Source organism: Polaromonas sp. P1_F8, assembly GCF_056405635.1.
The window spans coordinates 97,928-119,637 of record NZ_JBFUBS010000007.1 but is presented as its reverse complement, the minus strand read 5'-3'; the positions used below and the strand labels follow the sequence as shown (position 1 = coordinate 119,637).

At 63.1% G+C, this 21,710-nt stretch carries 21 protein-coding genes; 9 read left to right on the top strand and 12 right to left on the bottom strand.

The window, feature by feature from the left end; genetic code table 11:
• Window positions 1-2: 2 nt before the first annotated feature.
• Window positions 3-557, bottom strand: a complete 555-nt coding sequence (locus AC1D1J_RS20345; RefSeq protein WP_477688319.1) for a hypothetical protein — start codon at window positions 555-557, stop codon at window positions 3-5.
• 51 nt (window positions 558-608) lie between these two features.
• Window positions 609-1,088 carry a Csu type fimbrial protein gene (locus AC1D1J_RS20340; protein ID WP_477688318.1) on the bottom strand — a complete coding sequence of 160 codons (480 nt, stop codon included), beginning with the start codon at window positions 1,086-1,088 and terminating at the stop codon, window positions 609-611.
• Between the two features lie 273 nt (window positions 1,089-1,361).
• Between AC1D1J_RS20340 and htpG the strand changes: the two genes are divergently transcribed.
• Complete coding sequence (gene htpG / locus AC1D1J_RS20335) at window positions 1,362-3,251, top strand: molecular chaperone HtpG (protein ID WP_477695700.1); 1,890 nt, start codon at window positions 1,362-1,364, stop codon at window positions 3,249-3,251.
• A 164-nt stretch (window positions 3,252-3,415) separates the two neighbouring features.
• On the opposite strand, the gene AC1D1J_RS20330 is transcribed toward htpG, so the two are convergent.
• The 4 genes from AC1D1J_RS20330 to AC1D1J_RS20315 form a co-directional block, all read right to left on the bottom strand.
• Window positions 3,416-4,489 carry a serine/threonine protein kinase gene (locus AC1D1J_RS20330; RefSeq protein WP_477695699.1) on the bottom strand — a complete coding sequence of 358 codons (1,074 nt, stop codon included), beginning with the start codon at window positions 4,487-4,489 and terminating at the stop codon, window positions 3,416-3,418.
• 146 nt (window positions 4,490-4,635) lie between these two features.
• Window positions 4,636-5,742 carry a DUF2855 family protein gene (locus AC1D1J_RS20325; protein ID WP_477695698.1) on the bottom strand — a complete coding sequence of 369 codons (1,107 nt, stop codon included), beginning with the start codon at window positions 5,740-5,742 and terminating at the stop codon, window positions 4,636-4,638.
• A gap of 304 nt (window positions 5,743-6,046) precedes the next feature.
• Window positions 6,047-6,463 carry an organic hydroperoxide resistance protein gene (locus AC1D1J_RS20320; protein ID WP_477647553.1) on the bottom strand — a complete coding sequence of 139 codons (417 nt, stop codon included), beginning with the start codon at window positions 6,461-6,463 and terminating at the stop codon, window positions 6,047-6,049.
• A gap of 67 nt (window positions 6,464-6,530) precedes the next feature.
• The gene (locus AC1D1J_RS20315) at window positions 6,531-6,989 is read right to left on the bottom strand and encodes a MarR family winged helix-turn-helix transcriptional regulator (RefSeq protein ID WP_477695697.1); all 459 of its coding nucleotides are present in this window, start codon (window positions 6,987-6,989) and stop codon (window positions 6,531-6,533) included.
• 126 nt (window positions 6,990-7,115) lie between these two features.
• On the opposite strand from AC1D1J_RS20315, the gene AC1D1J_RS20310 reads away from it, so the two are divergent.
• The gene (locus AC1D1J_RS20310) at window positions 7,116-8,045 is read left to right on the top strand and encodes a class I SAM-dependent methyltransferase (RefSeq protein ID WP_477688313.1); all 930 of its coding nucleotides are present in this window, start codon (window positions 7,116-7,118) and stop codon (window positions 8,043-8,045) included.
• 4 nt (window positions 8,046-8,049) lie between these two features.
• Here the strand turns inward: AC1D1J_RS20310 and pcaQ are convergent, their stop codons facing one another.
• On the bottom strand, window positions 8,050-9,003 hold the full coding sequence (gene pcaQ, locus AC1D1J_RS20305) for a pca operon transcription factor PcaQ (protein ID WP_477695696.1): 954 nt from the start codon (window positions 9,001-9,003) through the stop codon (window positions 8,050-8,052).
• A 147-nt stretch (window positions 9,004-9,150) separates the two neighbouring features.
• Here pcaQ and pcaH point away from each other — a divergent pair, with 147 nt between their 5' ends.
• From pcaH to AC1D1J_RS20290, 3 genes are all read left to right on the top strand, one after another.
• Entirely contained in the window at window positions 9,151-9,864 is a 714-nt protein-coding gene (pcaH, locus tag AC1D1J_RS20300) for a protocatechuate 3,4-dioxygenase subunit beta (protein WP_477688311.1), read from the top strand.
• 18 nt (window positions 9,865-9,882) lie between these two features.
• Window positions 9,883-10,479: a protocatechuate 3,4-dioxygenase subunit alpha gene (gene pcaG, locus AC1D1J_RS20295; RefSeq protein WP_477695695.1), complete on the top strand. Its 597-nt coding sequence runs from the start codon at window positions 9,883-9,885 to the stop codon at window positions 10,477-10,479.
• Window positions 10,480-10,622: 143 nt separating this feature from the next.
• Window positions 10,623-11,087 carry a VOC family protein gene (locus tag AC1D1J_RS20290; RefSeq protein WP_477695694.1) on the top strand — a complete coding sequence of 155 codons (465 nt, stop codon included), beginning with the start codon at window positions 10,623-10,625 and terminating at the stop codon, window positions 11,085-11,087.
• A 212-nt stretch (window positions 11,088-11,299) separates the two neighbouring features.
• Here AC1D1J_RS20290 and AC1D1J_RS20285 read toward each other — a convergent pair whose 3' ends face one another.
• Window positions 11,300-12,112, bottom strand: a complete 813-nt coding sequence (locus tag AC1D1J_RS20285; RefSeq protein WP_477695693.1) for a siderophore-interacting protein — start codon at window positions 12,110-12,112, stop codon at window positions 11,300-11,302.
• A 238-nt stretch (window positions 12,113-12,350) separates the two neighbouring features.
• On the opposite strand from AC1D1J_RS20285, the gene purT reads away from it, so the two are divergent.
• Together purT and AC1D1J_RS20275 are read left to right on the top strand one after the other, a co-directional pair.
• On the top strand, window positions 12,351-13,583 hold the full coding sequence (purT, locus tag AC1D1J_RS20280; RefSeq protein ID WP_477695692.1) for a formate-dependent phosphoribosylglycinamide formyltransferase: 1,233 nt from the start codon (window positions 12,351-12,353) through the stop codon (window positions 13,581-13,583).
• Between the two features lie 28 nt (window positions 13,584-13,611).
• On the top strand, window positions 13,612-14,733 hold the full coding sequence (locus AC1D1J_RS20275; RefSeq protein ID WP_477695691.1) for a mechanosensitive ion channel family protein: 1,122 nt from the start codon (window positions 13,612-13,614) through the stop codon (window positions 14,731-14,733).
• Here AC1D1J_RS20275 and ddpX read toward each other — a convergent pair.
• Together ddpX and AC1D1J_RS20265 are read right to left on the bottom strand one after the other, a co-directional pair.
• Complete coding sequence (ddpX, locus tag AC1D1J_RS20270) at window positions 14,720-15,316, bottom strand: D-alanyl-D-alanine dipeptidase (protein WP_477695690.1); 597 nt, start codon at window positions 15,314-15,316, stop codon at window positions 14,720-14,722. The two genes, AC1D1J_RS20275 and ddpX, sit on opposite strands and share 14 nt — an antisense overlap.
• Window positions 15,317-15,400: 84 nt before the next feature.
• On the bottom strand, window positions 15,401-16,900 hold the full coding sequence (locus AC1D1J_RS20265; RefSeq protein ID WP_477695689.1) for an AMP nucleosidase: 1,500 nt from the start codon (window positions 16,898-16,900) through the stop codon (window positions 15,401-15,403).
• 117 nt (window positions 16,901-17,017) lie between these two features.
• Here AC1D1J_RS20265 and AC1D1J_RS20260 point away from each other — a divergent pair, with 117 nt between their 5' ends.
• Together AC1D1J_RS20260 and AC1D1J_RS20255 are read left to right on the top strand one after the other, a co-directional pair.
• Complete coding sequence (locus AC1D1J_RS20260) at window positions 17,018-18,373, top strand: S1 family peptidase (protein ID WP_477688303.1); 1,356 nt, start codon at window positions 17,018-17,020, stop codon at window positions 18,371-18,373.
• Entirely contained in the window at window positions 18,370-19,368 is a 999-nt protein-coding gene (locus AC1D1J_RS20255; RefSeq protein WP_477688302.1) for an FHA domain-containing protein, read from the top strand. The genes AC1D1J_RS20260 and AC1D1J_RS20255 overlap by 4 nt, the downstream gene beginning before the upstream one ends.
• 12 nt (window positions 19,369-19,380) lie before the next feature.
• On the opposite strand, the gene gorA is transcribed toward AC1D1J_RS20255, so the two are convergent.
• Both gorA and AC1D1J_RS20245 read right to left on the bottom strand, forming a co-directional pair.
• Window positions 19,381-20,748, bottom strand: a complete 1,368-nt coding sequence (gorA, locus tag AC1D1J_RS20250) for a glutathione-disulfide reductase (protein ID WP_477695688.1) — start codon at window positions 20,746-20,748, stop codon at window positions 19,381-19,383.
• A gap of 43 nt (window positions 20,749-20,791) precedes the next feature.
• Window positions 20,792-21,682 (bottom strand): LysR family transcriptional regulator, encoded by an 891-nt coding sequence (locus AC1D1J_RS20245; RefSeq protein WP_477695687.1) that lies wholly within the window; start codon window positions 21,680-21,682, stop codon window positions 20,792-20,794.
• Window positions 21,683-21,710: the final 28 nt, after the last annotated feature.

Here is a 21,710-nt window from a genome sequence, read left to right as displayed (position 1 = left end):
CCTCAGAAGGATACCAGCATCTCTACCGATTTAGAGAGGTTACCGGCATGGGCGAGGTGCAGTGCCGTCACGGTACCGCGGTCATCCTGAAGCCGCAAACGGGCCTGTTTTTCAACCGCTGCGGCATCTGTGTCGAGCGCGTAGCGCCGGCTTTCGATTTCCCAGCCGTCATCCGACTCTTCACCGGCCGTGGCCACCTGGCGCTGGTCTTGAAGCCGGCAGGTATAGCGGGCGCCTGGGTCGTTGCGGGACAACTCATTGCGGCAGTAGTCGGGCAGCAAGGAGTCCCGCGTGGGCCGGTAGCCGGGCATGAACCGGGCATTCCCGAGGCTGCGGACTTGCGAGATATTGACAAAGACATTCGAGTTGCAGGTCACCTGCACCGAGGCGCCGCCGCTACCGGAGCCTGTGGCGCTGATGCAGGCGTTGCCGTTGCCGGTGGTGTTTCCCGGGACGCTCAGCGTGACCTGGACCGAAAACTGGCCGGCTGCCGTACCGGCAACGCTGGCCGCCGCCATCAGCAGGAATGAAACGCCGAGAACTGATTTACAGAACATACGGGGAGCCTGATGGAAGCTCGAATGGGAATTAACTTGCGGCCAATGAAATTAATACGTCACGTACAGGGTGTATCCCCTGTTAGTCGCTGTGGCATTGGTACAAGGCGCGGCACTGCTCGAGCAGGTACCGGCTTGGCTGGCTGCCATCGTGCCAGTGATCGAATAGGCCTGCGCGGTTCCGTTCGGCGCAGTCGTCGTTGGCGCAGTGATCGTGTATTGCAGGTTAACGAAGCTGTCCGTTGTGGTCACGTTCGCGGTTCCGGGGCCTGCTGCTGCTCCGAGGACCAAGCCGAGCGAAGGCGCTGCCAAGCCATTGGTGCATTGCAAGGTGAATCCACCGCCGGTGGCTGTCGCGGCCGTACCCTGCAGGGCGGTGTAGTTAAATTGCACGGGAGCAATAGTTCCGATCTGGCACGCAGCGGTCAAATTGATATTGACATTGAAGGTGCCAGAGGTGACTGCGGCGTGCGCTGGCAGGCTGGCAATGGCGGCAAGGCCGAGGGCGATTACTAAAATGAGCTTTTTCATGACTGTTCTCCAGTTAAAAAACGAATAACAAACAAGGGAAATGTGAAGGTGAATGGACTGTAACCAGATATTTCTGAAATCGGGTGATTTGTATCTGTAACAGCGCACTCTAGTGGGGAATTTGTCACGACAAACCGTTGAAATTATTGGATTTATTCATAAATAGAGCCAAAAGGCTTACTAGTAACAAGCGTAAATACTGCCGTCTGAAACGGCTTTTTCTTCCGGATCCAGTGAATCAGTAACAAACTTGAAACAACCATGCCCCAAACCATGCAGAAACAAACCCTGTCTTTTCAAGCCGAAGTCGCGCAGCTGCTCAAGCTGGTCACGCACTCCCTGTACTCGAACCCCGATATCTTTTTGCGCGAGCTGGTTTCCAACGCATCGGACGCCTGCGACAAGCTGCGTTTCGAAGCGCTGAACGATGCGTCGCTGTATGAAAGTGATCCCGACCTCAAGGTGAAAGTGAGCTTTGACAAGGCGGCCGGTACGTTGACCATCACCGACAACGGCATCGGCCTGTCGCAGCAGGAAGCCATCGACAACCTCGGCACGATTGCCAAGAGCGGCACGCGCGACTTCATGGCCAAACTCTCGGGCGACCAGAAGAATGACGCGCAACTGATCGGCCAGTTCGGCGTGGGTTTCTACTCGGGCTTTATCGTGGCGGACAAGATCACGGTGGAAAGCCGCCGTGCCGGCCTTCCGGCGAACCAGGCTGTTCGCTGGAGCAGCGACGGCACCGGCGAGTTTGAAGTCAGCGAGATCGAACGCGCAGAACGCGGCAGCAGCATCATCCTGCACCTGAAAGAGGAATCGCTCGACTACCTGAACGCCTGGAAGCTCAAGGGCATCATCAACAAGTACTCCGACCACATCTCGCTGCCCATCCTGATGCAGAAAGAAGCGTGGAAAGAAGGCGAAAACGACCAGCCCGGCGAGATGGTGGTCACCGGCGACTGGGAAACCGTGAACCAGGCGGCGGCGCTGTGGACCCGTGCGAAGAAGGACATCACGCAAGACCAGTACGACGAGTTCTACAAGCAGATCAGTTACGACAGCGAAGCGCCGCTGGCCACCACGCACAACCGCGTGGAAGGCGCCACCGAATACACGCAGCTGTTGTTCATCCCGGCCAAGGCGCCCATGGACATGTTCAACCGCGACAAGGCCGCGGGCGTCAAGCTGTACGTCAAGCGTGTCTTCATCATGGACGACGCCCAGGCGCTGATGCCGACCTACTTGCGCTTCGTCAAGGGTGTGGTGGACTCGTCCGACCTGCCGCTCAATGTCTCGCGCGAGCTGCTGCAGGAAAGCCGCGCCGTCAAGGCGATCCGCGAAGGCTGCACCAAGCGCGTGCTGTCCATGATTGAAGACTTGGCCGCCAATGACGCCGACAAGTTCAAGGCCTTTTATGGCGAGTTCGGCGCCGTGCTCAAAGAGGGCCTGGGCGAAGACTTTGCCAACCGCGAGCGCCTGGCCAAGCTGCTGCGCTTTGCCTCATCGACGACCGACACCGTCAGCGTGGGTTTTGCCGACTACAAGGCCCGCATGAAGGAAGGCCAGGACGCGATTTATTACATCACCGCCGACACATTGGCCGCCGCAAAGAACAGTCCCCAGCTCGAAATCTTCCGCAAGAAGGGCATCGAAGTGCTGCTGATGGCCGACCGCGTGGACGAGTGGGCGCTCAATTACCTGCATGAGTTTGACGGCACGCCGCTTCAGTCGGTGGCCAAGGGCGCTGTCGACCTCGGCAAGCTGCAGGACGAAGACGAAAAGAAGGCCGCCGAAGAGGCGCAGACACAGTTCAAGCCCATCCTCGACAAGCTGAAAGAAGCGTTGAAAGACAAGGCCAAGGACGTGCGCGCCACCTCGCGCCTCGTCGACTCACCCGCCTGCCTGGTGGTACAGGACGGCGACATGTCGACCCAGCTGGCCCGCATGCTCAAGCAGGCCGGCCAGGCCGTGCCCGAGTCCAAGCCCATCCTGGAAGTCAACGCCCAGCACCCGCTGGTCAAAAAGCTTGAGGCTGGTGTGGACGGCGCGCATTTTGACGACCTGGCCCACATCCTGTTTGACCAGGCCCTGCTGGCCGAAGGCGGCATGCCTGAAGACCCGGCTGCCTATGTGCGGCGGGTCAACGCGCTGCTGGTGTAAGCGCCGCGCGCCGATTTGGCGAATACCAGAGCCCAGAAAGGCCCGGAGAGGCCTTTTTTGTGAGCCAATTCGGCTCCTGGCCCTTTAGGAATGTGCGCGAGCAGCTATTAAATTCATAGCGACAACATGACGTGGCCGACTGTCTGGCGCGGGCTGGCAGCCGCTCAGCACACCAGCGGCGGATCCTGCATGGCCTCGGTCTGCTCTTCCAGCATGTCGACCTGGCTTTTCCAGTAGTCGCTGGAGCCGAACCAGGGGAAGTTGATCGGGAAGATCGGGTCATGCCAGCGCTGCGCCAGCCAGGCGCTGTAGTGCACCAGGCGCAGCGTGCGTAGCGGCTCGATCAGCGCGAGCTCGCGCCGGTCGAATTCGCGGAACTCTTCGTAGCCGTCCACCAGCGCGCCCAGCTGCCGGGTGCATTGCGCGCGGTCGCCCGACACCAGCATCCACAAATCCTGCACCGCCGGGCCGGTGCGTGCATCGTCCAGGTCGACAAAATGCGGGCCGGCCAGCGGCAGGCCCTCGGGCGTCCACAAGATGTTGCCGGGGTGGCAGTCACCGTGAAGGCGCAGGTTTTTCACGTCGCCCACGCTTTCAAACACGGTTTGCGCCACCAGCATGGCTTCATCAAACGCCTTGCGCCAGCGCGACTCCATGTCCAGCGGGATGTAGCCGTGGGAACCTTTGGCGCCATGGTCGCCGCCCGCCAGCAGGATGTCGCGCGAGGCATAACCAAAGGTCTGCAGGTTCAGGGCTGGCCGGTGTGCAAACGGCTTGGCACTGCCGACGGTGTGGATGCGCGCCAGGAAACGGCCTATCCATTCCAGCACTTCCAGGTTGTCCAGCTCGGGCCGCCGCCCGCCGCGGCTGGGCGACACGCTGAAGCTGAAGCCCTTGAAGTGGTGCACCGTGCGGCCTTCCAGCACAAGCGCGCCCACCACCGGTATCTCGGCGGCCATCAGCTCGGCGGCAAAGGCGTGTTCTTCGGCAATCTGTTCATCGGTCCAGCGGTCCGGCCGGTAAAACTTGGCCACCACGACATCGCCCGCGAGGTCGGCGTCCCCCACCGGGCTCTCAAGATGGATCTGGTAAACCCGGTTCTCGTAGCTTGAAAGTGCCATCAGGCGGCCGTCACCCAGCAAACCGACGCTGGCCAGCGCATCGAGCACCACGTCGGGTGTCAATGTCTCGTACGCGTGCAGCGTTGCGTGCGCCTCAGCCTTGTGTTTTTCTGTCATGCCTGATTGTCGGCGCAGATGACGGTGCGCTGCCAGCAGGGGCTTGTAAACGCCTGTTTCTCAAGCGAAAAAGGCCTGCAGGTCAATAAAAGCGGGCGCGAGCGGCTATAAAAACCGTAGCACCTTTCCGTTGAAGGCGAAAAGAATCAGGGCTGCAGGATGTGGCCGGTGCGCGGGTCTCCCTTGCCGGCCAGCACTTCCTGGTAAGCGGCTTGCACCGCAGTCTGCCCGGCATGCCGCTGGGCGATGAGCCAGGGCGTTTTGGCACCCGTCACTTGCCGCGTGAAATCCAGCCAGGCGCGCACCAGCTGCTTTCCAAAGCCTTCTTCACCCCAGTCGGTGATGCGTTTCTTGACCTGTGAAGGTGCGAAGAACAGCGTGGGCCGGGGGCCGGGCAAGTCTTTTGCGCTGCCTTTGGCGGCCAGGTCGTCCACGTGCGTGCCGCCTATCGAGCAGTTGTAGCGAAGCTGGCCAAAGCGCGTATGAATACGCTGGCGCAGGCCGGCGCTGCCCGCGAAGTCGACGTACACGCAAGCCGTGTCGGCAGCAATCGCCTCGAGCTGGTCATAGGTCACTACGCGGCTGTAGCACCCCAGGCTTTCACAAAAAGCGACGTTGCCTGGCGAAGTCAGCGCTATCACCTCAATACCCGGCCGCTTTGCCAGCTGAAAGGCCGTGCCATATGCCGTTTTGCTGGAGGCGCTGGACAGCAGCATGGCATTGGCGCCGAAGAAGCCGTTGTCGGCCAGAAAGTCATCAATCAGGAACGAGGTAATGAACAGCGGGCGCAGGAGCGACTGCACATCTTCGGTGGCCGCGTCGTAAAACGGATCCGCGCTGCAGCGCATGTACTGGTTGTAGGCCACCGGCAGGGCCCGCCGGTGCGCGGCGCCGTCGAAGAAACCGGCGGGCGTCACGCGCGCCGGTTGCAGCACCAGCTCGCCGGCCATGGGGTAATAGCCGTAAAACTTCTCTCCCACGGCTACGCCCTCGCATTGCGACTCCGCCACCTTGGCAAAACCCCAGACCGGGATGCTGCCCCAGCCGTCCTCCCCCGTCGGAAAAAATTGCCAGTAACTCATCGCCTCGCCAAAGGCCGCGTACGTGATGTTGTTGGACGTCAGCGCAAAGGATTCGATGCGCAGCCGCACCTGGCCGGGCGTGAGCGGCAAATGCGCGTCGGTATGCCAGCGGGTTTCGGAGAGTGCGTCTTTTCGGACCTGGAAGGAGCTTGTGAGGGCGGTGTCGTTCATGCACAGCACCCTAAATGAAACGGCCCGCCGGTTCAACACCGACGGGCCGCATTAGTGACACTGGAAATAAGTTCACCCCTGTCCAGGCTCACTTCGTGTAGCCTGTTCTCCCCTTCCAGGGGACGGCGCCTTGGGCCGGCGAAGCCGGACCCTTGGCCCCCACTGGTGAAGGACCTCCACCGGCTGTGCTCACTGAACTCTTCATGCCAGCACGAGCCGTGGAACCGGCTTTGCCGGGCCACAGGCGGGCGGCCCCCTCGGGGGGCAGCGACCCACACGCAGTGGGGGAGCGTGGGGGCTCTATTTACTTCAGAGTAATGGTCACGTCAATATTGCCGCGCGTGGCGTTTGAGTAAGGGCAAACCTGGTGCGCTGCATCCACCAGGGCTTGTGCTGCTGCGCGGTCCATGCCGGGCAGGGTGATGTCCAGGCGCACGGCGATGCCGTAGCCGTTCGGGATCTTGCCGAGGTCAACGCTGGAGTCGATGGAGACGTCTGCAGGCACGTCGATTTTCTTCATGCCGCCAACAGCCTTCATTGCACCGATGAAGCAGGCTGCGTAGCCGGCCGCGAACAGCTGCTCAGGGTTGGTGCCGGTGCCGGCGGTGCCGGGCGAGCTCAGCGTGACGTCCAGGCGGCCGTCGTCGGTCTTGGACTTGCCGTCACGGCCGCCGGTGGTGTGGGCGTGGGCGGTGTAGAGAACTTTTTCGAGTGTGGTCATGGTGGCTTCCTTTGGAAAATACCCCGGATCGGGGCGGGTTAAAAATTCAGTGAAAGGGTGAAAGAAATCAGGCAGTAAGGCGGTTGCGGAAAGACTGCACCTGCTGCGTCAGCGACACCAGCTCGGGAATCGAGCACTGGGTGGCGCTCAGGATGCAGCCCGGAATCTTGGCGGCCTTGGCCTTGAGTTTGCGGCCGGCTGCCGTGAGCGTGATGTGAACGCGGCGCTCGTCTTCCACCGCGCGGAGGCGTGAAAGCAGCCCGGCAGATTCCATGCGCTTGAGCAGCGGGGTCAGCGTGCCCGAGTCCAGGTACAGCCGTTCGCCAAGCTCCGAAACCGTCAGGCCGTCTTGTTCCCACAGCACCAGCATCGCGAGGTATTGCGGATAGGTGAGCCCCATCTCTTCGAGCATGGGCTTGTACAGCTTGGTCATGGCCAAAGACGTGGAATACAGCGCAAAACACAGCTGGTTGTCCAGCTGCAGCATGGCGTCAGTGGCATTGGCGGAGTCGGTTTTGTTGGGCATGGGTTGAATTATAGCGAGCAATTAAATTGTGTGCAAGTTAATTGTTTCTGAATGTTCGACGGGAGCTTTTCAGGGGCTTTGTACCGGGGCCGCCTGTACCGGGGGCGCGCCACTAAACTTGAGGCCATGCAAACACCCAGCTCAGCACGCGCAGCAAAGCCTTCGAAGGGTTCCGGAAAGCCCGCCCCCGCGGCGCAAGTCATTGAAGAGCTTCGCCCCGGCCAGTCCATCGAGCTGCTCAAGGAACTGCACATCCTCACGCGTGAAGGCAAGCTCAACCAGGACACGCGGCGCAAGCTCAAGCAGGTCTACCACCTGTACCAGTTCATTGAGCCCCTGCTCAATGAGGTGGCGGCGGAGAAGGCGAACTTCACCCTGGCCGACCACGGCGCCGGAAAGTCCTACCTGGGCTTCATCCTGTATGACCTGTTTTTTAATGTCGCGCACCGCAGTGAAAAAACGGCGGGCCATGTGTACGGCATCGAAACGCGTGCCGAACTTGTTGAAAAGTCACGCGTGCTGGCCCAGCGGCTGGATTTTGCGCGCATGTCGTTCCTGAATCTGTCGGTGCAGGAGGCCACTACTTCGGCCGAACTCCCCCTAACCGTGGATATCGTCACGGCCCTGCATGCCTGCGACACAGCCACCGATGACGCCATTGCGTTCGGGCTGGCAAAAAACGCGCGCCACATGGTGCTGGTGCCGTGCTGCCAGGCCGAGGTGGCCGGCGTGTTGAAGAAAAGCCGGGCCTTGTCACTCTCCCGCACGCCGCTGGCTGAACTCTGGCGGCACCCGTTGCACACGCGCGAATTCGGCAGCCAGATCACCAATGTGCTGCGCTGCCTGCAGCTCGAAGCCAACGGCTACCAGGTCACGGTGACCGAGCTGGTGGGCTGGGAGCATTCGATGAAGAACGAGCTCATTCTTGCCAGCCGGCCCGCGCAGCCGCAGGCTGGCAAAACCCGTGCCGCCCAGACGCGTTTGCGCGAGGTGCTTGAAGAGCTGGGTCTGGGTGAACTGACGGCCCGCTTTGCGGTGCAGGCCGAGCCGGCCTAGAAGCCTAAAGCAGGGCCGGGGCTTCGCTGCGGCGTTCTGCCGCCAGCACCCGGATGGTGGCGATCAGCTGGTGCTGTGCCTCGGTGGGCGCCATGTCGGCGCGCAGCGTCAGCCCCACCAGCTCTTCGGTGCCCGCCATGCTGACGGGCAAGCGCACCAGCGTGCCGCTGTCCAGGTCCGGCCGCACAGCCCCCAATGGCGAAAGCCACACCGCATCGCTTTGCCGCGTGTAGCCGCGCGCGATGGACACCGACAGCGTTTCGACCAGCCGCAACGGAGGCGGCAAGCCGCGTGTGAGGAAAAAGCTGTCGGCGGTGTGGCGTATGGCCGTGCCCTGCGTGGGCAGGATCGTGGTGAAGGCCTGCAAGCCGGCCAGCGGATCGGCCTTGTGCGTCGCCTGCAGCAAGGGGTGGGCAGGGCGCACTGCCAGCACAAGGGGGTCTGCATACAGGTGTTCAAACGTCAGGCCCAGCATGTGCGCTGGTTCGGCAAAACGCCCGATCACCAGATCCAGTTCGCGTTGCCGCAAGCTGGCCAGCAGGGCGGGGTTGGCGCCCGTCTGGATACGCAGGCTGGTTTGCGCCCCTGGCCCCGCTTGGGCCTCCTGCCGCGCCAGCAGCAAGGGCATCAGCCACGGTGCAACGGTGGGCAGGACGCCGATGGCGATCACCGCGCTACCTTGCCGCCGCGTCTGCGCGACGCTCGCAACGGCTTCGCGCAGCGCGCTCACGCTGGCGCCGGCATGCCGCATAAAGGCCTCGCCCTCGCGCGTGGGCACGGCGCCCTTGCGCCCGCGCTCAAACAGCCGCACCGCCAGCAGGCCCTCAAGTTCTTTCAGGGTTTTGGACACCGCCGGCTGCGTGATGGCCAGCACGTCGGCCGCCTTTTGCAGGCTGCCGTGCTGCGCCACCGCCAGAAAGCACTGCAGGTGCCGGTATTTGATGCGTTCATCGACCATGCTCCAATTTGACCATTTGGTTATGGATAAGTCGAGAAAATGTCAATATACATAACCATTTGCGCCGATTAAAGTCAGCTCAGCACGAAAAACCCGAAAAGAGCCTGCTAAAAAGGCGCCAACCCCTTTCGACCCCTGGAGACATCGATGAAACCTGACCTGAACAACAGCTTTCTGGCCCCGCGCGACTGGACCAGCCACTCGCCCCACATCTACCCCGGCTACAAGTCCACCCTGCTGCGCGGCCCCAAGCAGCCGCTGGTGCCCATCAAGCAGGCCCTGGCGCAACTCAATGCGCCCGTCTATGGCGCCGGGCAGTTCGGCCCGCTGGACAGCGACCTGACCAAAAACGCCGTGATGAATGGCGACCCGCTGGGTGAACGCATCATCGTCACCGGCCGTGTGCTGGACGAAGATGGCCGCCCCGTGCGCAATACGCTGGTGGAAGTCTGGCAGGCCAACGCGGCCGGCCGCTACGTACACAAGGTCGACCAGCACGACGCGCCGCTGGACCCGAACTTCCTGGGTGCCGGTCGCTGCATGACGGACAACGAAGGCCGCTACAGCTTCAAGACCATCAAGCCCGGTGCCTACCCTTGGGGCAACCACCCCAACGCGTGGCGGCCGCAGCATATTCACTTCTCGTTGTTCGGCGACTACTTCGCCAGCCGCCTGGTCACGCAGATGTATTTCCCCGGCGACCCGCTGCTGGGCTACGACCCCATGTACATGGGCGCGCCCGAAAGCGTGCGGGAACTGATGGTTTCGAAATTCAGCCTCGACGTGACCCAGCCCGACTATGCGCTGGGTTATGTGTTCGACATCGTGCTGCGCGGCCCCAAAGCCACGCGTTTTGAATAAGCGCAGGAAGACAACACCATGAGCCAGCTCAAACAAACCCCTTCCCAGACCGTCGGCCCCTTCTTTGCCTACGGCCTCACACCCACGCAATACGGCTACGACCTTAAAAGCCTGTTCACGCCTGTGCTCGCCCAACCTGCTGCGAAAGGCGAACACATTCGCATCACCGGCCAGGTGTTTGATGGCGCCGGCAATGCCGTGATGGACGCCATGGTCGAGATCGCCCAGCCCGACGGCAGCGGCCTGCCCATCTCGTCGGTGGCAGATGCCGAAGCGCGCGGCTTCACCGGTTTTGGCCGCTGCGGAACCGGCACCCTGCCGCAGAGCCGTTACGAGTTCTTCACCGTCAAACCCGGTGCTGTGGCGGGGCAAGCACCATTCATCAACGTCTGCGTCACCATGCGCGGCCTGCTGGTGCATACCTTCACGCGCATCTACTTTGATGATGAAGCGGAGGCGAACGGCAAAGACGCGGTGCTGGCCAGCGTGCCGGCCGAGCGGCGCAACACGCTGATTGCCCGGCGCGACATGACGGGCGCCGGGGCGGTCTACCGATTCGACATCCGCATGCAGGACAGCGCGGCCGGCAAGGAGACGGTGTTCTTCGACCTGTGAAGCGTGGACCGGGGTTGTGCGGGCGGCCTTGGTTGCTATTAATTAGATAGCTGGTTGCGCCCGTCCTTATTGGCCTAAAGTCTTTTTTCTTGTAAGAATTGCCCGGCAGGCTACAGCCGTGCGGCCATGGCGGCAATGCCGCCATGAAGGTTGTTACGCACGCCGGTGTACAGGCGCGGCCCGCCCGCGCTATAAAACAGGCCATCACCATCAAGAGGCCTGCCATGACCATTCATCTGGACCACTTCATCGTATCGGCGCGAGACAAGGTGGCTTCGGCCAGATTTTTGGCGGAGCTGCTTGGCGTGCCGTGGGCTGAAACCACGATAGGGCCTTTTTCAGCCGTCTATATCAATGACGGCCTGACGCTGGACTTTATCGACACCGAAGAAGACTTTCCCGTCGAGCATTTCTGCTTTCGCGTGAGCGAGCAGGAGTTCGATGCGATCCTGGGGCGCATCCAGGCGGCCGGAATCCAATACCGCAGCTCGGTTCGCGGCCCCATGGATATGCAGGTCAGCACGTACCTTGGCGGCAAGGGCATCTACTGGAACGAGCCCGAAGGGCACCAGTGGGAGATGCTCACGGTAAGTTATGCGCGGCAATGAGGTCCACCCCCGTCCAGGCTCACTTCGTGTAGCCTGTTCCCCCCTCAAGGGGGCGGCGCCTGGGGCCGGCGAAGCCGGACCCTCGGCCCCCGCTGGTAGTGCCCAAAGAATTCTTTAACCCAGCATGAGCCGTGGGACTGGCTTCGCCAGACCGCAGGCGGGTGGCCCCCTCGGGGGGCAGCGACCCACACGAAGTGGGGGAGCGTGGGGGCTCAATCCTCGCCGTAGTCGTGGTCCGGGTGATTGACGGTGCCTAGCTTCCAGTAGCCGCGGCCCACGATGAGGCTGCGGTCCACACCCAGCTCTTCAATCAACAGTTGCCGGATGCGGCGCATGGCTGCGGCTTCGCAGGCCAGGTAAATGCGCGTGCCGGGTGTGGGTGCGCCGGCTTTGCGCAATGCGGCTTCCAGTGCCTGGCCGGCCTTTGTGTTGTCGGTGCCGCGTGCGGTCCAGTGCGCGTCCACTTTGGCGGCGCTGTGCAGCGCGCGTTCTTCCGCCGCGTCCACCACTTCGACCAGCACGCGCGCCTGCGCCGTGGCGGGTAGGGCGGCCAGAATGGTTTCAAACGCGGGCAAGGCACTGTCGTCACCGATCAGGAAATGCGCAGGCGCATCCAGCTGAACTTTGTAGCCAGGGCCGGGGCCCATCAAATACAGCACCTGGCCCGGCTGCGCCTGCGCGGCCCAGGTAGATGCAGGGCCGTCGCCGTGCAGCACAAAATCCACATCGACCTCGTGCACATCGTTGCGCACTGCCAGCGGCGTGTAAGTGCGCATGGACTTCGGCCGTGGCCCATCGGGCAGTGGGCGCTCAGGCTCGGTCTGGCCCGGCTCCGGGAAAATCAGCTTCATGTAGCAGGCAGGGTCGTTGATTTCAAAGCCTTCAAGCTCCATACCCTGCAAGGTGATGCGGCGCATCAGCGGGCTGAGCGTTTCAACACGCGTGACTTGCACGCGGCGCGGCGGCCGGCGTTTGCGCGGTGCGGCATCGGGAGTGGAGGCTGGCGAAGATGGCGTTGTGGACATGGTGTCTTTCAGGGTGGCACATCGCGTGCCGCCAGGTTGAATCGTTCTAATTGAGAATAATTATCATCTGATTGCAATGGGCTGGTGGTTTGCAGGGGCAAGGGGCGCAACGCCGGCATGAGGGGCGATGTCCTACCCGTCAGCGCCGACCCTCTGCAGTAAAGTAAGTCCTAGCGGCGCCTGTTCTACGGCTTTCGTTCTCCCGTTCTCACTCTCCCATCCTTTATCTTCAGCGCTTATGACCACCTTCGGAACCCCCCTTTCCCCGCACGCCACCAAAGTCATGCTGCTCGGCTCCGGCGAGCTGGGTAAGGAAGTACTGATTGCCCTGCAGCGCCTGGGCGTTGAAACCATCGCCACCGACCGCTATGACAACGCGCCGGGCCAGCAGGTGGCCCACCATGCGCGCACCATCACCATGAGCGACCCGGCGCAGCTCAAGGCGCTGATTGAAAAAGAAAAGCCCGACCTGGTGGTGCCGGAGATCGAAGCGATTGCCACACCCATGCTCGAAGAGCTCGAAGCGGCCGGTGTGGTGCGCGTGATCCCGACGGCGCGCGCCGCGCGCCTGACCATGGACCGCGAAGGCATACGCCGCCTGGCCGCCGAAACCCTGAGCCTGCCGACCAGCCCCTACAAGTTTTGTGATTCGCTGGAAGAGCTGCAGTCCGCCATCGACGGAACCACGGGCTACCCCTGTGTCGTCAAGCCGGTGATGAGCTCGTCGGGCAAGGGCCAAAGCAAGATATCCGGCCCCGAAGACGTCAAAAAAGCCTGGGACTACGCGATGGCCGGCGGCCGTGTGAGCCACGGCCGGGTGATCGTCGAAGGGTTTATTGATTTTGATTACGAGATCACGCAGCTCACCGTGCGTGCCATGGGCGCCGACGGAACCATTGAAACGCATTTCTGCGAGCCCATCGGCCACATCCAGGTCAGCGGCGACTACGTGGAAAGCTGGCAGCCGCATCCCATGCGCCCCAACGCGCTGAAAAAATGCCGCGACATCTGCAAGGCCGTCACGGATAACCTGGGGCTGGGCTTTGACGGCAACCCTTCGGGGCTGGGCCTTTTTGGGGTTGAACTGTTTGTGAAGGGCGAGGACGTCTGGTTCAGCGAAGTCAGCCCGCGCCCGCACGACACCGGCATGGTGACGATGTGCACCCAGTGGCAAAACGAATTTGAGCTGCATGCACGCGCCATCCTGGGCCTGCCCGTCAACACCGCGCTCAAGAGCCCGGGCGCCAGTGCCGTGATTTATGGCGGTGTCGATGCGAAGGGCATTGTGTTCGACGGCGTGGCCGACGCGCTGCGTGTGCCCAACAGCGACATCCGGCTGTTCGGCAAGCCCGAGAGTTTTGTCAAACGCCGCATGGGCGTGGCGCTGGCTTTTGATGCCGACGTGGAGGTGGCGCGCCGCAACGCCAAGCTGGCTGCGTCCCGGGTCAAACCCCGGGTGCCGAAAGCTTGATGCATGTTGAAAGCAAAGGAGCGGCAGCATGAACTTCGCTGAACTCATCTCCTGGGCGGACGACTCTTCGCTGCACGTCTTGCTGGCAGCCGGCATCAGCATCGTTCTGGCGCTGGTGGCGCACACCATAGGCGCTGTCGTTGTCCTGCGGCTGACGCGTTCCATGCCTGTGATGGCCCGGGTCGCCGAGCAATGCCGCTCTCCGGTGCAGGTGCTGCTGCCCCTGATCGCCCTGCAGATCGTCTGGCACAGCGCGCCGGATACCTTTCCACTGATCAACGGAGTGCGCCATGCCAATGGCCTGCTGCTGCTCGCCGCCCTGACGTGGGCGGGCATGCGCGCGGCGCGCGGGGCCGCGCTGGGTGTGATCGGCTTGCACCCGGTCGATGTGGAGGACAATCTCAATGCACGCCGCATCCATACGCAGACCCGCATGCTGGCGCGCACCGCCATGTTCATCGTGTTGCTGACGGGGCTGGCCTTGATGCTGATGACCTTTCCCGGCGCCCGCCAGTTCGGGGCCAGCCTGCTGGCTTCGGCGGGTGTGGCGGGGCTGGTGATCGGTATCGCGGCGCGGCCTGTGTTCAGCAACCTGATTGCCGGGCTGCAGCTGGCGCTGGCGCAGCCCATCCGCCTGGACGACGTGCTGATCGTGCAGGGCGAATGGGGCCGGGTGGAGGAGATCACCGGCACGTATGTGGTGCTGAAAATCTGGGACGAGCGGCGCCTGATCGTTCCGTTGCAGTGGTTCATTGAAAACCCTTTCCAGAACTGGACGCGCACCGGCGCCCAGATCATCGGCACCGTGTTTCTCTGGGTTGACTATCGCATGCCCCTGGCCCCGCTGCGCGACGCGGCGCGGCGCGCTTGCGAGGAGGCGCCCGAGTGGGACAAGCGGCTGTGCCTGCTGCAGGTGGTGGAATCAGGCGAGCGCAGCATGCAGCTGCGGGTGCTGGTGACCTCCGCCAACTCCAGCCTGAACTGGGACTTGCGCTGCAAGGTGCGCGAGGCGCTGGTGGACGTCATGCAGCGCGAATACCCGCAGCATTTGCCGCTGGTGCGCACGGAGTCAGCCGAGCCGCGGGAGCAGGCGGAGCTGCCGGCTGCCGGCCCTCCTGCCGATCAGGCCGGCGAGCTCAGGCGGCCTTGAGCCGGGTGGGCTGCCCGCCCTCGCCCACGCAGCGCATGAAAGCATGGCTGTCGATCAGCGGAAAGCTTTTGGCGTCCGGCAACTGGTAGTGCCACCATTCGTTGGGGTGGTGCACAAAGCCTGCTTCCAGCATGACCGTGAGCAGCCGCATGCGGTTGACCTGGACGGCCACAGGGTGTGCCGTGTGAAAGTGATGGGACCCGTGCGTCATGGTGTCGACCGGTGTGCCCATGTCCAGCTCCTGCCCGTCGGGCGCCAGCAGCGTGACATCAAGCGCTACGCCCCGCGTGTGGTTGGAGCCTTTGGCCGGATCGGCGATGTAGGCGGGGTTGGGCGCCACGGCCCAAAGTGCCTCCTGCGCTTCCTGCGGCCTGAAGGCATCAAAAATCTTGAGCTGAAAGCCCATGTCTTTCGCGGCCGCGATGGCTTTGCGCAAGCCGGCGTCTGCCTGCGGATGCAGGAAGCACAGCGGGCTGTCATAAATCACCTGGCCGGTGAAGTTGTTGGTGCCTGCGTAGATCAGGTCGATCGCAACGCCATGGCTGGCTTCTGTGACAGGGACAAGCGGTGAAAGATTTTCCATGGGCAGGTATGTTTACAAAAAATAAGGCTGCAAGCCAATAGGGACGAGCGCAAGCAGCTACCAAAAGTATAGCAATCGGCGGACCTACTGGAACGCGACTTCCGAAAAGCTGCGCAGCTTGCGGCTGTGCAGCTGCGTGATGCCTTCGGCGCGCAGCAGCTCGATGGCGCGTATGCCGATGCGCAGGTGCTGGTCGACGCGCTCGCGGTAGAAATGGTTGGCCATGCCGGGCAGCTTGATCTCGCCGTGCAGCGGCTTGTCGCTCACGCACAGCAGGGTGCCGTAGGGCACGCGAAAGCGAAAGCCGTTGGCGGCAATCGTCGCGCTTTCCATGTCCAGCGCCACGGCGCGGCTCTGGCTGAAGCGGCGCTGCGGTTGGTTGCCGGGCAGCAGCTCCCAGTTGCGGTTGTCGGTGGAAGCCACGGTGCCGGTGCGCATGATGCGCTTGAGGTCGGGGCCGACGGCGTGGGTCACATCGGCCACGGCTTTTTCCAGTGCGACCTGGATTTCAGCCAGCGCCGGGATCGGCACCCACAGCGGCAGCTCTTCGTCCAGCACATGGTCTTCGCGCACATAGCCGTGGGCCAGCACATAGTCGCCCAGCTGCTGGCTGTTGCGCAGGCCGGCGCAGTGGCCCAGCATGATCCAGGCGTGCGGACGCAGCACGGCGATGTGGTCGGTGATGTTCTTGGCGTTGGCCGGGCCCACGCCGATGTTGACCATGGTGATGCCGGTGCGATCGGCGCGCAGCAGGTGGTAGCCCGGCATTTGCGGCAGGCGGGGCGGCTGCACGCCAAGCTCGTCGCCGGCCTCGGCGGGCAGGCCGGCGCGCCGGGTCACCACGTTGCCGGGCTCGATGAAGGCGGTGTACTCGCTGTCCGGGTCGGCCATGGCTTCATGGCCCAGGCGCACGAACTCGTCGATGTAGAACTGGTAGTTGGTGAACAGCACGAAGTTCTGGAACCAGTGCGGCGAGGTGCCGGTGTAGTGGCGCAGGCGCTGCAGAGAATAGTCGACACGCGCCGCGGTGAACAGCGACAGCGGCTGCGGCTCGCCGGGCAGGGGTTCGTAGGTGCCGTTGGCGATGCCGTCGTCCATGGCGGCCAGGTCGGGCAGGTCGAACACGTCGCGCATCAGCATGCGGCGGGCTGCATCCATATTGCCTTCAATATGGTCGTTTTCCGCAAACGAGAAATGGATGGGGATGGGCTGCGTGCTGGTGCCTATTTCCAGCTCCACATCATGGTTCTGCATCAGCAGCCGGAACTGTTCGAGGTAATAGTTGCCGTAGAGGTCGGGCCGGGTCAGCGTGGTTTCAAAGCGGCCGGGCCCGGCCACAAAACCAAAGCTCAGCTGCGAGATGTCGGGCGTCTCCAGGATGGCGCGGGCCACGGTGTCGGTATGGATGCGCACGAAAGGGTAGCAGGCGCGCACATGGCCGGGCAGGGTTTCGCCGGCCACGTAGCGCTGCATTGCATCGCGCAGGTGGGAAATCTGCTGGCCATAAATGGCGCGAACCTGCGCCAGTGCGGCGGCCGGGTCGCTGTAGCGGGTCGGGGCTATGAAAGGCGGCAGATAGGGCATGAAAAAAGCCTTGTTTTTATGGTGAAGTTACAGCAGGTGGTTTTCGGCAAAGCGTAGCACCGCAGCGCATGCACATCATTGTGCGGCAAGTGCCGCGGCACACCCTAGAATGCCCTGATGAAACACCACAACCCTTCGGGGCACCTGCGCGAACTGGCGGCAGTCTTGCTCGGTGCCCTGTGCCTGCAGGTGGCCCAGGCGCAGGCCCCGGCACCAGGCCGCGCTCCACAGGCGCCGGCCACCGCACCAGCCCAGATATCGCGCGACGCCCAGCGTGCCTATGAAACCACGCGCGACAAACTGGTGCAGATCCGCACCCTGCTGCGTAACTCCAACACCCAGGCCAGTGTGGGCTCGGGTTTTTTTGTCTCGGCCAACGGGCTCATCATCACCAACTTCCATGTGGCCAGCCAGCTGGCGCTGGAGCCCGAGCGCTATCGCGGCGTCTACGTGCCGGTGGACGGCAAGGAGGCCGAGGTTGAATTGCTCGCCTTTGACGTGCGCAACGACCTGGCGCTGCTGCGCGTGAAAACGCCGGCTACAGGAATGCCGCAGCTGGCTTTTCGCGGCGCGGACAGGCCGCTGGCACGCGGCGAACGCATTTATTCATTGGGCAATCCACTGGATATCGGGTTTGCCGTAACCGAGGGCACCTACAACGGCCTCGTGCAGCGCAGCTTTTACCCACGCATCTTTTTCGGCGGCGCGCTCAACCCCGGCATGAGCGGCGGCCCGGCTTTGGACGATGCCGGCCAGGTGGTCGGTATCAACGTATCCAAGCGGCTGGACGGCGACCTGCTGAGTTTTCTGATCCCCGCCGAATTCGCCCAGGCCTTGTTGGCCAAGGCCGCTTCGGCCAAGCCCATCACCAAACCGGCACATGCCGAGGTGGCGCGCCAGCTGGGCGAGCACCAGGCCCTGCTGACGCAAAAGTTCACCGCGGTGCCGCTCACCGCGCAAAAACATGGCGGCTACAGCGTGCCCGTGCCCGAAGATTCCCTGGCCCGCTGCTGGGGCCGCGGACGCGAGCCCGACTTCAAGGCCTTTGACCTGGAGCGCACCGACTGCCAGATTGACAGCCACGTGTTCGCGGGCGATTTCAACACCGGCTACATCCGCCTGCGCTACGAAGCCTACAACGCGCCCAAGCTGGGCCCCTTGCGTTTTGCCGTCATGTACTCGCAAAGTTTCGGCAATGAGTACTTCTCTACCCGGGGTTCACGCAAGGCCACGGCGGCCGAGTGCTCCGAACGCTTCGTCGAAACGGGCGGCATGCCCATGCGCGCCGTGGTGTGCATGAGTGCTTACCGCAAGCTGCCGGGCCTCTACGATGTGTCGGTGCTGACCATGTCCGTCAACCAGTCCACACGCGGTGTGCAAGGGCGCATGGATGCGCAGGGCGTAAGTTTTGACAACGGCCTCAAGCTGGTGGCGCATTACCTGGGCGGTTTTAAATGGGAGGCCGCACCATGAGCGCCGGCAATCTTGCCCTGCTGCAGGCCACCGACCGCAACGGTGCACTGGTGGGCCGCCTTGACGTGCGGCACTGGCCCGTTACCGTGGGCCGCGCACTCACCGCCGACCTGGTATTGGATGACGGCCATGTGGCCGCTGAACACCTGCGCATAGACCGCACGCCGGAAGGCGAAGTGATGGTGCAGGTGCTGGACACGGTCAATGGTGTCGCGCTGAACCGGACGCTGCATGGCCAGGGCACGCAGTTCAGCTGGCCTGCCGGCGAGGCCCTGACCCTGGGCCGGCTGAAGCTGGGGCTGCGCCTGGCGGAAGCGCCGGTAGCCGCTGAAGAGCGGCTACCGCACTTTCCGTGGCGCACGACCGGCTGGACCCTGCTGGCATTGGCCGCCATGCTGGCCCTGGTGGTGGGGCAGTCGTGGCTGACCCTGACCGAGCCTTCCCAGCTGGCGCGGCAGTTGCCCGGCCTGATGGCGGCGGTGGCCATGGCGATCACCGTGTGGGCGGGGCTGTGGGCCCTGGCCACCAAGCTGTTTACCGGCCACCTCCAGTTTTGGCGCCATGTCCGTATTGCCTGCACCAGTTCGGTGGCGATACAGCTGGTTGCCACGCTGGCCGGCCTGCTGGCTTTCATGTTCTCGCTGGAAAGCCTGGCGCGCTTTGAAGTGCCGCTGCTGTTGCTGGGGGCGGCTGCGGCCGTCTATGTGCACCTGACGGTCATCGTCCCGCAGCGCCGCCGTGGACTGGCGGGGCTGGTGGCCGGCGTGACCGTGCTGGGCATCGTTGCCATGCTGGGCACCAACTGGCTGCAGAACAAGCGGCTGTCCAACAAGCTCTACATGTCCACCCTCTACCCGCCGTCCCTGCGCATGGCGCCGGCTGTGCCCCTGACGCAGTTCCTCGGAGAGGCCGGCACCATCCGTCAGCGCCTCGACGAACGCCTGAAAGACCGTGAGCCGGATTCAGACACGCCCGAAGACCCGGACGCGGATTAATATTTCCTGAAATCAGTCCTTGACCGGTTCGCGCATCGTCACGAATTCCTCGGCGACGGTTGGGTGGATGCCGATGGTGCCGTCAAAAATTGCCTTGGTCGCACCGGCTTTCATGGCCACGGCAAAGCCCTGCACGATTTCGCCGGCGTCCGGCCCCACCATGTGCAGGCCGACCACGCGGTCGGTGGCGTCTTCGACCAGCAGCTTCATGAGCGTGCGTTCGGTGCTGCCGCTCAGCGTGTGCTTGAGCGCCTTGAAGTCCGCGCGGAACACCGTGACCTTGCCGAACTTCGTGCGCGCATCGGCCTCTGAATAGCCAACCGTGCCGATGTTGGGATGGGTGAAGACGGCCGTCGGCACAAACTCATAACTCATGTTGCGCGGCTTTTTGCCGGCGGCAGGGCCAAAGAGCTGGTCCACCACCACCATGGCTTCGCCCAGCGCTACCGGTGTCAGCTGCATGCGCGCCGTCACGTCGCCCAGCGCATAGATGGACGGCACCGAGGTCTGGTAGTGCGCATTGACCTGGATCGCACCTGCAGCGTTGACGGCCACGCCGGCAGCTTCAAGGCCGATGCCATTCGCATTGGGAATCCGGCCCGTGGCGTAGAGCACGGTGTCCACCTCCAGGCCGCCGCCGTCCTTGAGCGTTACCTGCAGGCCTGTGGCGGTTTTGGCGATAGCCGCGATCTCTGCGCCCAGCTGCAGGGTGATGCCGGTCTTGCTCATCTCGGCGGCAATGAAGCGCCGCACATCATCGTCAAAACCGGTCAGCAGCATGTCGCGACGATGCACCTGGGTGACTTGTGAGCCAAGCCCATTGAAGATCGAGGCAAATTCGCAGGCAATATAGCCGCCGCCCACCACCAGCAGGCGCTTCGGGAAGGGGTTGAGGTCAAACATGTGGTCCGAGGTCACCACATGTTCGCGTCCCGGCACGGCAGGCACTGTGGCGGTACCGCCTGTGGAGACCAGGATGCTTTTGGCCGTGAACTTTTTGTCGTCGACCTCGACGGTGTGCTCGTCAAGCAGCCGTGCCCAGCCGGTGATGATCTGCACGCCAGCGCTTTCAAGCAGCTGCACATAAATGCCGTTGAGCCGCGAAATCTCGCGGGCACGGTTGGCCTTGAGCGTGTCCCAGTCAAACACCGGCGCCTCGCCGGTCCAGCCGAAGCCGCGCGACTCTTCAAAGCTGTCGCCGTAGTGGGCCGCATAGCTGTAGAGCTTTTTGGGAATGCAGCCCACGTTCACGCAGGTGCCGCCCATCGCAGCGAATTCGGCCAGTCCCACACGGGCGCCGCGCTGGGCCGACATGCGCGCGGCGCGCACACCGCCGCTGCCGCCGCCGATCACAAAAAGGTCAAAATCAAAAGTCTGCATGCGCTGTGTTCCTTCTTCCTTGTATCCGTTGTATCCGGCGTTTTCAGGACTGGAATTCCCGGAGTTCGTTTTTCATCCATTCAATGAACACCCGGGTGCGCATGGGCAGCAACCGGGCGTGCGGATAGACCACATTGATGGGCCGGGGTGGCGGCTCAAAATCCTCCAGCACGATACGCAATTGTTTTGCCTGCAAAAACGGCGCCACCTGGTAAGAGAAGAAAGACCCAAAGCCCGCCCCCGCTGCACAGGCCGCCACGGCCGGTGCGATCTGGTTGAACTCCAGATTACCACTGACCGCCAGTCGCAGCTGCCGGCCCTGGACATTGAACGGCCCCCACGTGGGGGCATGGCCGGTCACACGCACGCAGTTGGCGCTGAGCAGTTCTCGCGGGTGTTTCGGCACACCGTGGCGCCGCAGCCAGGCCGGGCTGGCCACCACCAGGCGCCGGATGTGCCCAATGTTTTGCGCCACCAGGCTGGAGTCTTCGGGCTCGCCGATGCGAATGCCGACGTCGATGCCTTCTTCGAGCAAATTCACCACGCGGTCCAGCAGCACCATGGAGCAGCGCATCTTGTCATGGTGCTGCACAAAGCGCGTGACGGCAGGCGCCACGTGCATCTGCCCGAACAGCATGGGCGCGGTAATGGTCAGGTGGCCGGCAGGTTCCGCCGCATCGGCCGTCAGCGCCGCTTCTGCGTCCGCGAGCGTGGCCAGCACCTGCCGGCAGCTTTCCAGGTGGCGCCGGCCTTCCTCGGTGAGCGAGATGCGGCGTGTCGTACGGTTGAAAAGGCGCACACCCAGTTGCGCCTCGAAGCCGGCCAGCGTACGCACCATCGCCGGCAACGAGGATTCCATGACCTGGGCCGCGGCCGTAAGGCTGCCTTGTTCGGCAATGTGAATAAAGGCCTGCATGGCCCGGAGTTTGTCCATGGCGACATGCTACGCCGGTTGCGGGGAT

What these genes read in the sequence shown, in the direction of transcription:
- AC1D1J_RS20345 (WP_477688319.1), bottom strand. Translation starts at nt 557, where the DNA reads ATGTTCTGTAAATCAGTTCTCGGCGTTTCATTCCTGCTGATGGCGGCG.
- AC1D1J_RS20340 (WP_477688318.1), bottom strand. Translation starts at nt 1,088, where the DNA reads ATGAAAAAGCTCATTTTAGTAATCGCCCTCGGCCTTGCCGCCATTGCC.
- htpG (WP_477695700.1), top strand. Translation starts at nt 1,362, where the DNA reads ATGCAGAAACAAACCCTGTCTTTTCAAGCCGAAGTCGCGCAGCTGCTC.
- AC1D1J_RS20330 (WP_477695699.1), bottom strand. Translation starts at nt 4,489, where the DNA reads ATGACAGAAAAACACAAGGCTGAGGCGCACGCAACGCTGCACGCGTAC.
- AC1D1J_RS20325 (WP_477695698.1), bottom strand. Translation starts at nt 5,742, where the DNA reads ATGAACGACACCGCCCTCACAAGCTCCTTCCAGGTCCGAAAAGACGCA.
- AC1D1J_RS20320 (WP_477647553.1), bottom strand. Translation starts at nt 6,463, where the DNA reads ATGACCACACTCGAAAAAGTTCTCTACACCGCCCACGCCCACACCACC.
- AC1D1J_RS20315 (WP_477695697.1), bottom strand. Translation starts at nt 6,989, where the DNA reads ATGCCCAACAAAACCGACTCCGCCAATGCCACTGACGCCATGCTGCAG.
- AC1D1J_RS20310 (WP_477688313.1), top strand. Translation starts at nt 7,116, where the DNA reads ATGCAAACACCCAGCTCAGCACGCGCAGCAAAGCCTTCGAAGGGTTCC.
- pcaQ (WP_477695696.1), bottom strand. Translation starts at nt 9,003, where the DNA reads ATGGTCGATGAACGCATCAAATACCGGCACCTGCAGTGCTTTCTGGCG.
- pcaH (WP_477688311.1), top strand. Translation starts at nt 9,151, where the DNA reads ATGAAACCTGACCTGAACAACAGCTTTCTGGCCCCGCGCGACTGGACC.
- pcaG (WP_477695695.1), top strand. Translation starts at nt 9,883, where the DNA reads ATGAGCCAGCTCAAACAAACCCCTTCCCAGACCGTCGGCCCCTTCTTT.
- AC1D1J_RS20290 (WP_477695694.1), top strand. Translation starts at nt 10,623, where the DNA reads ATGAAGGTTGTTACGCACGCCGGTGTACAGGCGCGGCCCGCCCGCGCT.
- AC1D1J_RS20285 (WP_477695693.1), bottom strand. Translation starts at nt 12,112, where the DNA reads ATGTCCACAACGCCATCTTCGCCAGCCTCCACTCCCGATGCCGCACCG.
- purT (WP_477695692.1), top strand. Translation starts at nt 12,351, where the DNA reads ATGACCACCTTCGGAACCCCCCTTTCCCCGCACGCCACCAAAGTCATG.
- AC1D1J_RS20275 (WP_477695691.1), top strand. Translation starts at nt 13,612, where the DNA reads ATGAACTTCGCTGAACTCATCTCCTGGGCGGACGACTCTTCGCTGCAC.
- ddpX (WP_477695690.1), bottom strand. Translation starts at nt 15,316, where the DNA reads ATGGAAAATCTTTCACCGCTTGTCCCTGTCACAGAAGCCAGCCATGGC.
- AC1D1J_RS20265 (WP_477695689.1), bottom strand. Translation starts at nt 16,900, where the DNA reads ATGCCCTATCTGCCGCCTTTCATAGCCCCGACCCGCTACAGCGACCCG.
- AC1D1J_RS20260 (WP_477688303.1), top strand. Translation starts at nt 17,018, where the DNA reads ATGAAACACCACAACCCTTCGGGGCACCTGCGCGAACTGGCGGCAGTC.
- AC1D1J_RS20255 (WP_477688302.1), top strand. Translation starts at nt 18,370, where the DNA reads ATGAGCGCCGGCAATCTTGCCCTGCTGCAGGCCACCGACCGCAACGGT.
- gorA (WP_477695688.1), bottom strand. Translation starts at nt 20,748, where the DNA reads ATGCAGACTTTTGATTTTGACCTTTTTGTGATCGGCGGCGGCAGCGGC.
- AC1D1J_RS20245 (WP_477695687.1), bottom strand. Translation starts at nt 21,682, where the DNA reads ATGGACAAACTCCGGGCCATGCAGGCCTTTATTCACATTGCCGAACAA.